General features: G+C 70.9%; 13 protein-coding genes. All 13 read right to left on the reverse strand.

Annotated features, from left to right (window positions below):
• Positions 1-294: 294 nt before the first annotated feature.
• Positions 295-993 carry a 4'-phosphopantetheinyl transferase family protein gene (locus AC529_RS02680; RefSeq protein ID WP_157080028.1) on the reverse strand — a complete coding sequence of 233 codons (699 nt, stop codon included), beginning with the start codon at positions 991-993 and terminating at the stop codon, positions 295-297.
• The gene (locus AC529_RS02685; protein WP_068753318.1) at positions 994-2,493 is read right to left on the reverse strand and encodes a condensation domain-containing protein; all 1,500 of its coding nucleotides are present in this window, start codon (positions 2,491-2,493) and stop codon (positions 994-996) included.
• A 24-nt stretch (positions 2,494-2,517) separates the two neighbouring features.
• A complete protein-coding gene (locus AC529_RS02690; protein WP_068753319.1) occupies positions 2,518-3,900 on the reverse strand; it encodes an MATE family efflux transporter in 1,383 nt (460 codons plus the stop codon).
• Between the two features lie 20 nt (positions 3,901-3,920).
• Positions 3,921-5,078, reverse strand: a complete 1,158-nt coding sequence (locus AC529_RS02695) for an acyl-CoA dehydrogenase family protein (RefSeq protein ID WP_068753320.1) — start codon at positions 5,076-5,078, stop codon at positions 3,921-3,923.
• On the reverse strand, positions 5,075-5,719 hold the full coding sequence (locus tag AC529_RS02700; protein WP_068753321.1) for an acyl-CoA dehydrogenase family protein: 645 nt from the start codon (positions 5,717-5,719) through the stop codon (positions 5,075-5,077). Before AC529_RS02700 ends, AC529_RS02695 begins: the two co-directional genes overlap by 4 nt.
• On the reverse strand, positions 5,716-6,450 hold the full coding sequence (locus tag AC529_RS02705; RefSeq protein WP_068753322.1) for a hypothetical protein: 735 nt from the start codon (positions 6,448-6,450) through the stop codon (positions 5,716-5,718). The genes AC529_RS02700 and AC529_RS02705 overlap by 4 nt, the downstream gene beginning before the upstream one ends.
• A 169-nt stretch (positions 6,451-6,619) precedes the next feature.
• Entirely contained in the window at positions 6,620-6,910 is a 291-nt protein-coding gene (locus tag AC529_RS02710) for an acyl carrier protein (RefSeq protein ID WP_068753323.1), read from the reverse strand.
• A gap of 45 nt (positions 6,911-6,955) precedes the next feature.
• Complete coding sequence (locus AC529_RS02715) at positions 6,956-8,236, reverse strand: type III PLP-dependent enzyme (protein ID WP_068753324.1); 1,281 nt, start codon at positions 8,234-8,236, stop codon at positions 6,956-6,958.
• Positions 8,229-9,632: a preATP grasp domain-containing protein gene (locus AC529_RS02720; protein WP_068753325.1), complete on the reverse strand. Its 1,404-nt coding sequence runs from the start codon at positions 9,630-9,632 to the stop codon at positions 8,229-8,231. The genes AC529_RS02715 and AC529_RS02720 overlap by 8 nt, the downstream gene beginning before the upstream one ends.
• Before the next feature lie 15 nt (positions 9,633-9,647).
• Positions 9,648-10,580: a 3-oxoacyl-[acyl-carrier-protein] synthase III C-terminal domain-containing protein gene (locus AC529_RS02725; protein ID WP_068753326.1), complete on the reverse strand. Its 933-nt coding sequence runs from the start codon at positions 10,578-10,580 to the stop codon at positions 9,648-9,650.
• Complete coding sequence (locus tag AC529_RS02730) at positions 10,577-10,879, reverse strand: acyl carrier protein (protein ID WP_068753327.1); 303 nt, start codon at positions 10,877-10,879, stop codon at positions 10,577-10,579. The genes AC529_RS02725 and AC529_RS02730 overlap by 4 nt, the downstream gene beginning before the upstream one ends.
• 137 nt (positions 10,880-11,016) lie before the next feature.
• Positions 11,017-12,996: a fatty acyl-AMP ligase gene (locus AC529_RS02735; RefSeq protein WP_083947882.1), complete on the reverse strand. Its 1,980-nt coding sequence runs from the start codon at positions 12,994-12,996 to the stop codon at positions 11,017-11,019.
• Entirely contained in the window at positions 12,932-13,273 is a 342-nt protein-coding gene (locus AC529_RS02740) for an MGMT family protein (RefSeq protein WP_068754427.1), read from the reverse strand. The genes AC529_RS02735 and AC529_RS02740 overlap by 65 nt, the downstream gene beginning before the upstream one ends.
• Between the last annotated feature and the right edge of the window lie 13 nt (positions 13,274-13,286).

The following is a 13,286-nucleotide window of genomic DNA, read 5'->3' on the forward strand; positions in this document are numbered from 1 at the left end:
GGGTGTCCGCTACGGGAACCGCACGCGGTCCCCGCCGGGTGGGATGCGAAAGCCGGTCCGGCCCCGGGCGGCGCGGCCGCGCCGCCCGGGGCCGCCGCCGTCCCGCCGGCCTCGCTCCCCCTCCGGTCCCGAGTGCTTCCCTTCGGTCACCGGCCCGCACATGCGGCACTCCGGAACCGGTCTTCTTCGGGGCCGGTCGCCGAGCCGACCGGTACGGTGCCGCCGCGGAGAGGTCGCACCCCGTCGGCGGGAGCACGGCGGCCGCACGGCCCCGCACCCGCACCGACCAGGGTGTCAGGGGATCCTCCGGTCCGTGAGGACGCGGGCGTTGTGAGGAAGCCGCCACCGCCGTGAGCGCACTCGGACCCCGCCGGCGCCGCTCACCGCCAGCGCGGCGGCGTACCCCGGCGGTGCCGCCAGGTCGTGTATCCGCCACACACCGCCGCCGCCGGGATCTCGGGCGACCGGACCGTCGGCGACCTCGAATCCCAGACCGGCGAACATCCCGACCCCGGCGGCCTTGACGCACGCCTCCTTGCGCGTCCACAGGCGGGCCGCCGCGGCCGCGCGCGGCGGACCGGTTCCGGTGAGCAGCCGGCGCTCCGCGGCGGTGAAGTAGCGCAGCACCAGAGGGGCGAGCCGTTCCTCCACCTTCTCCACGTCGACCCCCACCTCGCGTCTCCCGCTCACGGCGAGCAGCACCCACTCGCCGGAATGGGTCATGTTGAACCGGAGTCCGGAGGTTCCGTCGAGGTAGGGCTTTCCCCCGTTCTCCCTCCGCAGTCTCAGCCGCCGGGGCCCGCCCCCCAGATAACGGCACAGGATCAGGCGCGCGGCGGCGTGGGCCACGATGTGGCCCGTCCGCCTGCGGTCGTCACGGAACCCCGCGGCACGCTCCCGCTCGGCCGCGTCGAGGCATCCCGAAAGCACCTCGACCACCTCGGGCTCCACCATCGTGTGGACGTACCACACGTGCACCGGACTACCGGACACTCACTCCGTCCCGCCTGTGCGCCAGGAGCCGCGCCGCGGCACGGTCCCGCTGTACTCCGCCTCGTGGCGGTCGTCCTCCCGCGGCTCCACGGCCGCCAGCGCGGCCACCTCGGCGGGGGACAGGTCACGCTCCACCGCCTCGACGAGCAACCGCTCCACGGCCAGCAGCATCCGACGCGCCAGCCCCGGAGCGACCCGGGCGGTGTCCACGTACAGGCACAGACGCATCAGCTCGGGGTGCGTGGGCTGGTCAAAGACCTCGACGAAGACACTCAGGGCGTCGTGTTCGACGTGTTCCTCCCACTGGAACTCGGTGTCGGCCTGCGCCTCCCGAATCCGTTCCGCGGACGCCCGCACCGCCTCGGGCCGCGGCGCCTGGTCGGCCCGGGTGTCGTTGAAGTAGCAGTCCAGGTCGATGGCTTCTCCCCGGGAGCGTTCCACCTCACGCACCGCCTCGGCCATGTCGGCGAGATCGAACCGCGCTCCCCGGTAGGCCCGCATGGCGGCGGACCAGGTGGTCCGCACCAGTTCGGAGAAACCGCTCCCGCCCACGCGGAACGTGGCCGGGACGTTCTGCACCACGGTGCTGACGACATCGCGTTGCAGGAGGTCGTGGCGGTTGCGGGAGATGAGCTGCAGACCGACGTCCGGGCGGCCCGCCGTGTGGCCCAGGACCGCTACCGCGGCCGCGAGCAGGACGACAGTGGTACTGGTGCGGTGGCGTGCCGCCAAGGCGCCGACCGCCAGCGGCAGCGCCCGGGAGGTGATGCCGCCACGCCAGTAGCGCTGGGGCATCGGTTCGGCCGATGCGGTGAACAGGTCCGCGGGAAAGGCCTCGAGTTCCTTCCTGATACGGCGCAGCGACGAACGCCCCACGCGCCGCCCCTCGGAAGACTGCTCGAAGAGGGCCTGGTCGAACGGTTGGCGTCCCACCGGGGGTGCGGGGGCCGCCCGCCCGTCCCGGGCCGCTTCGGCCAGGGCGACCAGGTCGGCGACGAGCAGGCGCAGGCCCGACAGGTCCGCCACGATTTTGGGAACAGCCAGGGAGACCCCGCTGGGCGTGCCGCGGTGCCGGAAGACGACCGGGCGCAGCAGCAGCTCGGAGTCGAGGTTGAAGCGGGTCCCCATGAGCCGCTGGTCCTCCCGCATCACCAGGGAGAACAGCGCGTCCCGGGGGAGGTCGGGCAGGTCGACCACCTCCACGTGCAACGTCCCCGAGGCAGCCACCCGCTGCACCGGTCCGCCGCCGGAGGGGCCCGGCCCGAAGGTGGTGCGTAGTGACTCGTGCCGCCGCACCAGCTCGACCAGCACGTCGAAGACCGTGTCAAGGTCCAGCCCGGGGGGCAGGAGGGCACCGCCCACGTCGTTGTAGGGTCTGCCGTCAGCGGCGCGGAACATGTCCCGGTAGACCTGGCGCTGGCCCCAGGTGAGGGGAGCGTGCCCGGGACGGCCCGGAGCGGTGACGGAAAGGGTGTGGATGGTACGCGTGTCGGTGGTCACTGGTGATCGAGCTCCGTTTCCGCATCAGTCGGCTGCTGCGGGGGGCGCCTCGGGGACGGGGGTCTGAGAACTGGCGGTCGCGGTACGGCTCTTCAGACGGCGCATCATGAGGGGAACGACGACGGTCAGGCACAGGGAACCGGTCACGTTGCCCACGGAGAAGGTCCAGTAGAGCCCGGCGGGGTCGGCCAGTTCGCCACTGGCGTACCAGCCGACGACGATGATCGCGGCGAAGAACACGATGTTCAGTGCGAGGGCGAGGAAGCCCATGCCGATCTGCTCCATGATGGTGAACAGGGTCAGCAGGACGCCCATGAACAGGTAGCTGAGGCCGACGATGGCGAAGAACCGGGCGGTCTCCGCCGCGATCTCGGGGGTGGAACTGGCGAAGGCTCCGATGAGGCCGCCGCCCGACCACACCGCGACGGCGAGAAGCGCGTAGATCACGGCGGAGGTCTCCACCCCCAGGCGGAGGGTGCGGGCGTACTGGTCCTTCCTCCCCGCACCCAACTGCTGGTTGAGCAGGATCGCCGTGGCGGTGCCCAGCGCGATCGCGGGTTGCAGCAGTACCCCCTGGAAGGTGCTCGCCGCGGCGAAACCGGCCACGACCAGGGGTCCGTAGGAACCGATGATCGTCATCTGGGCGAGGGTGAACCCCGACAGCAGCAGGTGCGTGCCGGCGACCGGCACTCCCACCCGCCCGAGCCAGCGCACCGGTTCGGCACTGAGGGGCAGCCGCCAGGACGCCGGAGTCATCCCCTCGCGGCGCAGCAGCGCCAGTCCCACGACGAGAGCGGTGGCACTGGCGACGGCGATGCTGACGGGCAGGCTCATCGGCCCCATCCCGGCGCCCAGGCCGATGACGAGGACCCCGCCGGCCTCAAGGGCCGCGAGGGTGGCCACGACCACCATCGCGGCCTGGGTCCGTCCGACCCCGCGCAGGGTCGACGCGCACACCGCTGGACCGACCTGGAGGAAGAGCGCCAGTGACGTCCAGCGGGCGAAGGACAGGAACTCCTCGTACGCATGAGGCTCCACGCCGAGGAGTTCCGCGAACAGGGGGGCGCTCAGCATCATCAGTGCCACCAGGACCGCTCCGCCCACACCGGCCAGACGCATCATGTTGACCGTGTTGGAGAGCACTTCCCGGTCCCGGCCGGAGCCCCGGGCGATCGCCACCACGACCTGGTTGCTCATCTCCACCGCGATGAGGAGCGCGACGAAGATCTGGGACATGGGCAGGAAGAGCGAACGGAGGTAGATCGCCTCGTCGCTCATCCGCCCCATGAGCGCCAGCACCACGAACGGCAGGAAGACGTTGACCAGGTTGGCGATGATGACGGGGACGCCGAGGCGGAGAACCGCGCGGCGGGTGACCCGCGCGGTCTCGGTACCGGCCTCAGACACTGACAATTGTCACCCTCCTGCTAGCCGCTGAGTTTGCGTTGGACGATGCCCTGGAACAGGTTGAGCCGGTGGACGTTGCGCGTGCCCTCCATGAACTCGACCGCCCGGGCATCGCGTGCGTAGCGGTCCAGGTCCGGGTGGTCCAGCCGGGCTCCGGGTCCGAGCAGGGCGATGGCCTCGCGGGTCACGTCCTCAGCGAGCCGGGAGGTGCGGTACTTGGCCGCTGACGCCAGGTATCCGGCGCTCTCGCTACGGGCGTCGGCGGCCCTGGCCGCGTGCAGCGTCAGCGCACGGCCCGCTTCGATGCGGCGGCCGATCTCGCGGACCCGCTCCATGCCGCCGGCGGCCAGTTCGCCACGGTGGCGCAGCAGGTAGTCGTGGGCGGCGCGCGCGATGCCCACCGCCATCCCGGCCATCCCCGGACGGAACGCGCTGAGACTCTGGAGCGCGCCCCAGATGCCCCGCCGACTGGCCGGCAGGTGCCGTCCCAGCACGTTCTCGGGGGGAATGCGCACCCGGTCCATCTCGATGGCGCAGATCTGGTTGCCGCGCATGCCGAGGGTCGGCAGCGGCGTGGCCTTGAAGCCCGGATCGGCGGTGTCGACCATCACGGCCATCACCCCCAGCGGGCCGGGGCGGGTGCGGGCGAACACCACGCCCACGTCGGCGCGGGCAGCGTTGCCGACGTAGCGCTTGGTGCCGCTCAACTCCAGGTGGCCGTCGCCCGAGGGCGTGAGCGTGGTCTCCAGTCCCATCGCGTCCGAGCCGTGCTTGGGCTCGGTCAGCCCGAAGAAGGTCCACGTGGGCCGCTCCTGAAGGCGGGAGTAGAACCACTTCTTCTGGTCGGGGTCGGCCATCGCCTCGATCGCTCCACCGGAGAGGGACGGCCCCGGCGCCGCGAGGACAATCGCGGGATCGACCGCGGAGATCTCCTCGGCCATGACGACGCGCTGCACGGTCATCCCCTCGCCGGGGACGGGGGCCATACCGGTGTCGTCGGAGACGCGGTACTCCGGGGGGATCGCCAGTTGGGCCTGGTACCGGAACACGGCGGCGTCGCAGAACTCCTCAAGCGCCCCGGGGTCCCGCTCCATCCGAGGAGTGATCGGACCGATCTCCTCGCTCCACTCCCTGATCTTTTCGCGCAGGCGTTCCAGGCCTGTCTTGCTCCCGCTCACGCCGCACTCTCCTTCGGTTCCGGGGCTGTCCGTGGGCTGTAGACGTCGGCGAGCAGTTCGGAGGCGTAGGCCTCCTGGCCCGGACCGGTCTCCACGACGCTGGACGCGCCGAGCAGTCGGCACAGCGAGCGGTCTGTGCGGGTGATCCTCTCGTGCAGGTCGGCCAGCAGGCTTGGGAGCGCTCCCTGAGCGAGCATGAGTTCGACCTCGATCTGGTCGCCGCGTGCCTCCGCGAGCTGGCCGCGCACCATCTGCTGCACCAGAAGGGGAGTACCGCCGGCGGTACGGCCCCCCAGGTAGTCGAGGCAGTTCTCCAGCAGGCGTTCGGAGATTCCCAGCCGCAGCCACACCAGTCCGAGTTGCCACTCCGAAGACGGCTCGTCCGCGGATTCCGGGACGTCGGCCGCCCTGAGGGCGACCAGGGAACCGCCGTCGAGGGCGACCTCGACAGCCGCCGTCACCTGGACCTGGGGCTCGGGAACGACGGCGTGGCCGCCGGGCCCGCGTGGGCACTCCGTCGCCGTGGAGCGGTTCAGCAGCTCCAGCGCCGCGAGGACGCCCTGTTCACGGGCGCGGTCGCGGATCTCGACGCCGGTGGAGGAAGGGGTCGGAGACGTCCCGAAAAGCGGTGATGCGCTCACGGGATCACCTCCGCGGAAGCACTGGACACGGGTCTCTCCATTCTGGCAAGGCACAGGTAACCCAGCAACGGTTCGTAATCGACCAGGACCACTGGGCGATCGTCTTCTCGGGTGGCGCGTTCGAGGGCTCCCAAGGCCGCCCACGTCCCGGTACCGGGGAACTCCCGCGCGGCCGCACGCACCGGGAACCGGTCGGGCACCGACTCGGGGGCCACGGTGGCGCCGCACACGACCGCGGCCGGATCGCGGCCGTCGAGCAGCACCTCCAGTTCGTCGCGGAGGGCTTCGGGAAGTGTCCGGCTGTTCACCCCCGTCCGCTGCCGCACCGCGGTTCCCGTTCCCCCTTCGGCCTCCTCCAGCAGCACCGCGACCGCGGAATCACGGGAGGGAACCGTCTCGGGGGGCGGTTCGGTGTCGCAGGGCAGCGTGGCCACCTCCAGCACGACCAGCAGGATCCTGCGGAAACCGGAGCTCTTCGCGAACTCCCCGGCGAGCCGCAGCGCGCTGTGGGGTGCGACGATCCCCTGGTCGGAAACCGTGAACGCCATCGTGGCCGAGGGCAGCAGGGTGTTCATGACGAACGCCGGAGCCGTTGCCGCCATCTCGGGGATGCCGTAGGCGACGAGGATGGCGTCCACCTGCTCCAGCGGCGGCAGCAGCTCCACCAGCCCGCGGGCCATGTCGGCGTGGCTGTTGCACCGGGCTGTGTCGGGGTCGAAGTCGGGCCGCACGGTGACCTTGTTGAACTTGGCCTGTCGTACAGGTAGGGCAGGTTCGCCTTGTTGAACGGGCTTCCGGCCCCGAACACGCGGTGCCTGACCAGGGCCGGCCTCAGCGGATACGGCGGCGAGGAGCGCTGCTCCGCCGCCAGCGGGGAAGGGCTGTGGCGGAACACGGCCCTCAGTCCGCCAACTGGTCGACGACGTACTCGGAGAGGGTCTGCACCGTCTCGAAGTGCTGCTGTTCGAGCCCTTCGGTGTCGAATTCGACCTCCAGGTCCTCCTCGAGCCGCATCAGCAGCTCCAGTACGGTGGTGGAGTCGAGTCCCAGGTCGTCGAAGAGGCGGGTGGTCGGGGCCAGGGTGGCGGCGTCCTTCTTGAGGACCTGGGCGAGCGCGCCGATGATGCGCTCGGTGATCTGGTCGCGGACGGCTCCGGAGCCGGACTGGATCGCGGACGTGGTGCTGGTCATCTCGGTGTTCTCCTTCAGGAACCGGAAGAGGGCTCTCGGTTGGTGTCAGCGCCTCGGGAACTCGTGCAGACGCTGCTTGCTGAAGAGGTCGTCAGTGGTGTCGCGCTCGCGGACGAGGAGCGCCCGGCCCTCGTGGACGAGAACCTCCGCCGGGTAGCCGTGGCTGAGGAACAGGCCGGGTGAGGCGGTGGGCCCGTAGGCTCCGGAACGGCCGATGGCCAGCAGGTCGCCGGGACGCAACTCGGGCAGCGGCGCCTTGGTGACCAGGGTGTCGTTGGGGGTGCACAACGGCCCGGTGACGTTCCACGGCTCGGTCTCGGCGTCCGGGGCGGCGTCCACGAGGCGCACCGGAAAGTTGCGCTTGACGAACGATCCGATGCCGACCGCGGCCATGTGGTGGTGGGTTCCGCCGTCGGTGACGGCGAAGTTCTCCCCCATCGACTCCTTGACGTAGCGCACCCGGACCACGTAGTCACCGGCCGGAGCGGTGAGGTAGCGGCCCAGCTCCATGATCATCCGGGTGTCGGGATGGGTCGCGGCGAACTTGTCGAGAACGGGGTTGATCCGCTCGGTCAGTACCGTGACGTCGAGGTCGGTCTCACCGCTGAAGTAGGCGACGCCCAGCCCTCCGCCTATGTCGACGAGTTCCAGGGGGAAGTCGAGCCGTTCCGCGATGCGCTCGGCCATCTCCAGGATCTTGGCGGTGTTCTCCTCGATCACCCCCTCGGACAGGATGCGGGTGCCCATGTAGGCGTGGACGCCCATGAGGCGTACGGACGGGAACCGGGCGGCGAGGTCGGGGGTGTCGTAGAGGATCTGCTCGTCGATCCCGAACTGGCGGGGCTTGCCGCCCATCGTGAGCCGCGCCCCCTTGACGGCGAAGGCCGGATTGACGCGCAGCGCCACCGGAGCGGCCAGGCCGCGGGCCGCGGCGAGTCCGTCGAGGACTTCCAGTTCGCCGAAGGACTCGCAGACGATCGCGTAGATCCCCTCGTCGAGGCACGCCTCCAGTTCGGCGCGGCTCTTGCCCGGCCCCAGGAAGATGATGTCCTCGGGGCCGATTCCCGCCTTCAGGGCGGTGCGCAGCTCCACCAGGGAGGAGACCTCGGCTCGGGCACCGAAGGAGCCCAGCAGGGAGCAGACCGAGAGGTTCGGGTTGGACTTGAGCGAGAAGAACATCTCGACCCGGGGGTGCAGCTCCTCCCTGAGCCCGTGGTACTGCCGGGCGAAGGCCTCGCTGTCGTACACGTAGAGGGGGGTCCCGTACTCGTCGGCCAGTTCCCGCAGTGAGCGGCCCTGGATCCGTGACGCGCCGTTGTCAGTCATCGGTGTCCTCCGTGGTGAGAGTCGCGAGGCGGTCGGTGATCTCGGCGTCCAGAACGTCGGCCTTCTCCGCGGAGTCGGCGATCAGCAGTCCGTAGAGCCGCCCCTCGAACCGGGGCTTGCCGCCGTCCGCCTCCGCGTTGACGGTGGCGAAGTTGTTGACCAGCAGTCCGGTCTCGCCGGGTGCGCGCAGCAGCAGAGGTCCGAGCGCGTCGTCCAGCGCCTCGAAGGACAGCGGCCGGCGCAGCCCGAGCGGGTACTGGCGGGCCAGTGCGACCTGTCCGTCGGCGAGATAGCGCTCCTGGAGACCGACCTGGTAGGTGGACATGTTGTTGCGCGCGTTGATCTCCACGACGGGGTAGACGCCTCCGTCGGGGTCGACCATGGCGTCGACACCCACCACTCCCCAGTAGCCGTCCTCGTGCAGGCGGCGGCCGAGGAGCCGGGCCGCGTCCCGAAGCACCGCGACCTGGTCCGGGGTGAGCCGGGCCGGCATGCGGTGGCCCTTGTGGACGCCCTGCTCGGTGATCGCCTCCTTGACGAAGTCGAAGTGGACCGACCCGTCCCGGGAGACGGTGAACTGGTAGTTGAGGTCGGTCTCCTTGGCGACCCACTCCTCGACGACGAGAGCGACCCGGTCGGTTCCGGCCTTGGCCGCGGCCGACGCGACCTTGCGGGTGATCAGGGCGAGCCTGCTCTCGCTCTCGACGACGGCCATCCCCTTGCCCGACACCCCGTAGGCGTCCTTGACCACGACCTTCCGGCCTTCGCGCAGCAGGGGCGCCGCCTGCTCCGCGGCGGCGCGGAACTCCTCGACGGTGGAGCAGGCCCAGCCCCGGGCCTGCCGCAGACCCGCCGCCTCAGCGGCCAGCCGGCTGTAGACCTTGCTGTTGACCCGTTCGCAGACCTCGGCGGAAGGCGCGGCCAGCGGCATGCCCGAGCGGGCCGCGAGCTCCTCCTCCAACACCGACACGCCGTGCGGCAGGATCCGGTAGCCGCTGGCTGCCAGCTCGCGGAGACGGTCGAGGACCCCCTGGTCGGCGAGCGCGTCCTCGGTGACCACCCGCTCGGGGTCCTGGTCCGCGACGACCAGGCGTTCCGGCAGCGGTACGCCGAGATGTTCGAGATAGGCCAGGTAGGCGGCGTCGGGCTCCGCCTTCAGCAGGACGCAGTCGCCTTCCCCGGCGAGCAGCAGCGCGAACTCCTCCATCCGGTTGACGACCGCGCGCCCCTTCCCGACCGCGATCTTGGGCAGGCCGGTCTTCCCGACCGCCCAGTGCTCCTCGACCTCGAAGTTGCCGAGGAACACGAACCCACCGGCGGGTCCGGCGACGGCTTGCCTGAGACGTTCGACGAACGGGGGGCTCTCCGACGGCTTCCCCGCGGGTGTCTGGGTCATGGTCCCCTCCTGCTCTCAGTGCCGGACCAGGGTGGCCGCGAAGGTCGCGCCCAGTCCGGCGGTGGCCATGATGTAGTGCTGACCGGGCTTGAGCCGCCCGTTGTCCACGAGGGCGCGGTAGGCCGCGAAGCCGTCGGCGCTGAAGCAGTGCCCGGTGATCGGGATGTTGTCGAGGAAGACCCTGTCCGCCGGGTAGCCGAGTTGCTTGCACAGCCGCTGCCAGGAGACCTTGGCCACGTTGTGGGGCAGGATGAAGTCCACGTCGGCCAGGTCCATGCCGGCCTTGGCCGCCACCTCGGTGAGGATCTCGGCGAGCGCTTCCGGGTAGACCTGCTGGAACTCCGCGGTCGCCCGTTCCACCTCCTCGCCCCCGTGGAACTGCGGATAGGCGCGGCTGGCGTAGGCCAGGATCCGGTCCCTCCCCTGCTCGGCGGCCGAGACCAGCGCGGCGGCCGTACCCTCGCCGTTGATGCTGGACCCGGGGACCCGCTTGGCGACCCGCGTGAAGATCTTCTCTCCGGTCAGTACGAGGCCGAGCGCGTCGGGATCGCCGTCCGTGGCGAGCATCTCGCCGCACAGGTGGACGCCCAGCAGGCCGCCGGCGCAGGCGTGCTCCGTGACCGTGAAGGCGACCGCGTGGTCAAGGCCGAGCCTGCCGCACGCCTCGTGCAGCGGGTTGAGCGGATAGGGGAAGGCGGTCGGCATGGTCCGGGCCTGGATGACGTATTTGACGCGGTGGCGCACCTCGGGGAACGAGGGAAGCGCCGAGACGGCCGCGACCATGAGGTCCGCCTGGCTGGCCCCGGGGGCGAGGCGGACATGGGAGAACCCGAAGATCCGGTGGAAGACCCGGAGCTGGGCCGAGTCCATTCCCAACTCCCGGCCGATCTCGGTGATCGGAACGCTGACGGGGGGAAGGTGCGCCGCGATTTCGACGAACCGGCTCACAGGTCGCCCCCCGAGGTTCCGGAGGGCAGGGTGTCACGCGCCGCCACGGACTCCATCAGAAGGTCGGTGAGGGTTCGGACGGTCGGATGCTCCCAGACGCTTGTGGGCTCCACCTGGACCCTGTGGCGGTCCTCGAATTCACCGCACAGGACGAAGACGCTGACGGAGTCCAACCCGTAGTCGGTGAGCGGACGGTCGGCCTCGACGTCCTGGGGCCGCAGCCGCGCGTGCCTCGCGACTCGTTCGGCCAGCCAGGCGGACACTTCTTCTCTTGAGGGCAAATGGTTCTGGGAGGGCATCGGGCTTCCTCGATCGTCGTGCTGGGACCGGAACGGGGGTCGGCGGCCGCTCTCTCGGCCGTCCGGACCAGGGCATTGGCCTGTCGGTCGGTCAGGGCCGGACAGGGGGAGTCAGACGGCGGCCCGGACGGAAGCGCTCACCGGCGCGTCATCTCTCCCGGCTCGGACGCCGTGCGGTGCCGGGCGAGCAGTCGCGTCAGCGGCTCCGAGAGGTCCTGGTGGAGGACGCGCAGTGCCCCCTCCAACCACGCCTGCCGGGTTCCGGCCCGCTGGATCTTCCCGCTGGAGGTGCGGCGGACCTGGCCTCGGCGGACCAGGATCACTCCGGGCAGTGCGACGGCGAACTCGGCCGCGACGCGCGCTCTGATCCTGGACACCGCCTCGGCCAGGGCCGTCTCGCCTCGGTCGGTGGACTGGTACTCGTGGACCAGCACCACCTGTTCGGCCCCGTCGAGGGAGAAGGCCGTGAAGGCGGCCCCCACACCGGTGGACAGGGCGGGATGGGACTCGCGGGCGACTTCCTCGATGTCGTGCGGATAGAGGTTGCGTCCGTTGACCACCAGGACCTCCTTGATGCGCCCCGTGATGTAGAGCTGGCCCTCGTGGACGACTCCGAGATCCCCGGTGCGGAGGAAACCCCCCTCTCCCTCAGCGGTGGTCGCGTCGAAGGACTCCCGGCTCTCCTCCTCACGCTGCCAGTAGCCCTGGACCACGCTCGGGCCGCGCAGCCAGATCTCGCCCACCTCGCCGTCGGCTCGGACCCGCAGGGACGCCGGGTCGACGATGCGGAGGTCGAACTCGTCGGTGTGCGCGGGGCCGCACCCGACGAGCATGCGCGCCTCCACCCCGGCGTCGGGGCCCACCGGGACGAACTCGTCCCGGCTGAGGCGGACGGCGTCCACCCGGGTGACCGTGGGGGGGACCCGGGGCGGGGAGAGGGTCACGCACACGGTCCCCTCTGCCAGCCCGTAGCCCGCCGTCATCGCTGCGGGCCGCAGCCCGAAAGGCGCGAAGCGTTCGGCGAAGCGGGCCATGACCGCGGCGCTGATCGGCTCCGAGCCGTTGACGGCGCTGCTCCATGACGACAGGTCCACGCCCGCCATCTGCTCGTCGGTGACCGTACGGCAGCACAGGTCGTAGGCGAAGTTGGGGCCGCCCGACACGGTGATGCCGCACCGGTGGATGAGACGCAGCCAGGAGTACGGGCGGCGCAGGAACGCCGACGCGTCCATGAGAGCGGTGGAGGCGCCCATCACCAGGGGAGTCAGCAACTGGTAGACCAGACCGAAGTCGTGGTGCATGGGCAGCCAGCCGCCCCACCTGTCGGCTCGGGTGGCGCCCGTCATCCGCATGCTGTGCGCCGCGTTGCCGAGGATGTTGCCGTGGGAGACCGGAACGCCCTTCGGGCGACTGGTGCTTCCGGACGTGTACTGGATGAACGCGATGTCGCTCGTTCCCGCCGAAGGGTCCTTCCAGTCTTCGGCCGCGGGCAGTTCCATTTCGGTCAGCGCCAGCGGCCTGGCCGCCTCAAGGCCGGTGTCGCGGGTCCGGTCGGCGATCCGCTGCCGGTCCTCAGCCGAAACGAGCACCACGTCCGCCTGGGTGTCGGCGACGACAGCGGCCATACGCTCGCGGTGGCGGCGATTGTCGCTGATCGGCGGGAGCGGGACCGCCACCATTCCGGCGTAGAGGCAGCCCAGGAAGCCGCGCACGAACTCCGCGCCCTCGGCCCGCACCAGGACCCGGCTTCCGGGAGCGAGTTCCCGCTGGAGTCCGGCGGCGACCCGGCGGGCTTCGGTGTCGAGCTCCGCGTAGGTGAAGACGGTGTCCCCCGTGGCGTCTACGGGGTCCGCGCACGCCACGAGGGCCACGTCGTCGCCCTGACGAAGTGCGTGCTCACGGAGCGAGTCGACAGAGAGTAAGCCGCCACGCGCATCCCTCCGACGATCTGGCCCGCTGCGACGGTGCCCCTGTGCGGGACCGGCGCGATGTTCACGGACAGTGTGTCGGCGCACGCCGTGGGGAACAATGCGCGAAGGAGCGCCCGAACGGCTATACCGGATCGGCCGCCCCGGGCCCGAAGGGACCGGCCCATCTGGCCCGGACCATGTCGACACGCCCGCCGGCGGGGAGCATGGGCGTTCCCTCGGCCGCGTAGCGCCGCAGCGCCCGCTCGGGGCGGCTGGAGGGCGGGGTGCCGTCCGCGAACACCACCCGCCACCAGGGCGCGTCCGCTCCCCAGGTGGCCATGACCGCCCCCACCGAGCGGGCGCTGCCCGCGCCGAGGTACTCGGCGACGTCGCCGTAGGTCATGACCTTCCCCGCCGGGATGGTCCGGACGAATTCGAGGACCCGCTCCGCGTACTCGCTGGGATAGCCGTCGGATCGTGGCATGCCGCACACTGTA

The organism is Thermobifida cellulosilytica TB100 (assembly GCF_001517975.1).
Classification (GTDB): Bacteria; Actinomycetota; Actinomycetes; order Streptosporangiales; family Streptosporangiaceae; genus Thermobifida; species Thermobifida cellulosilytica.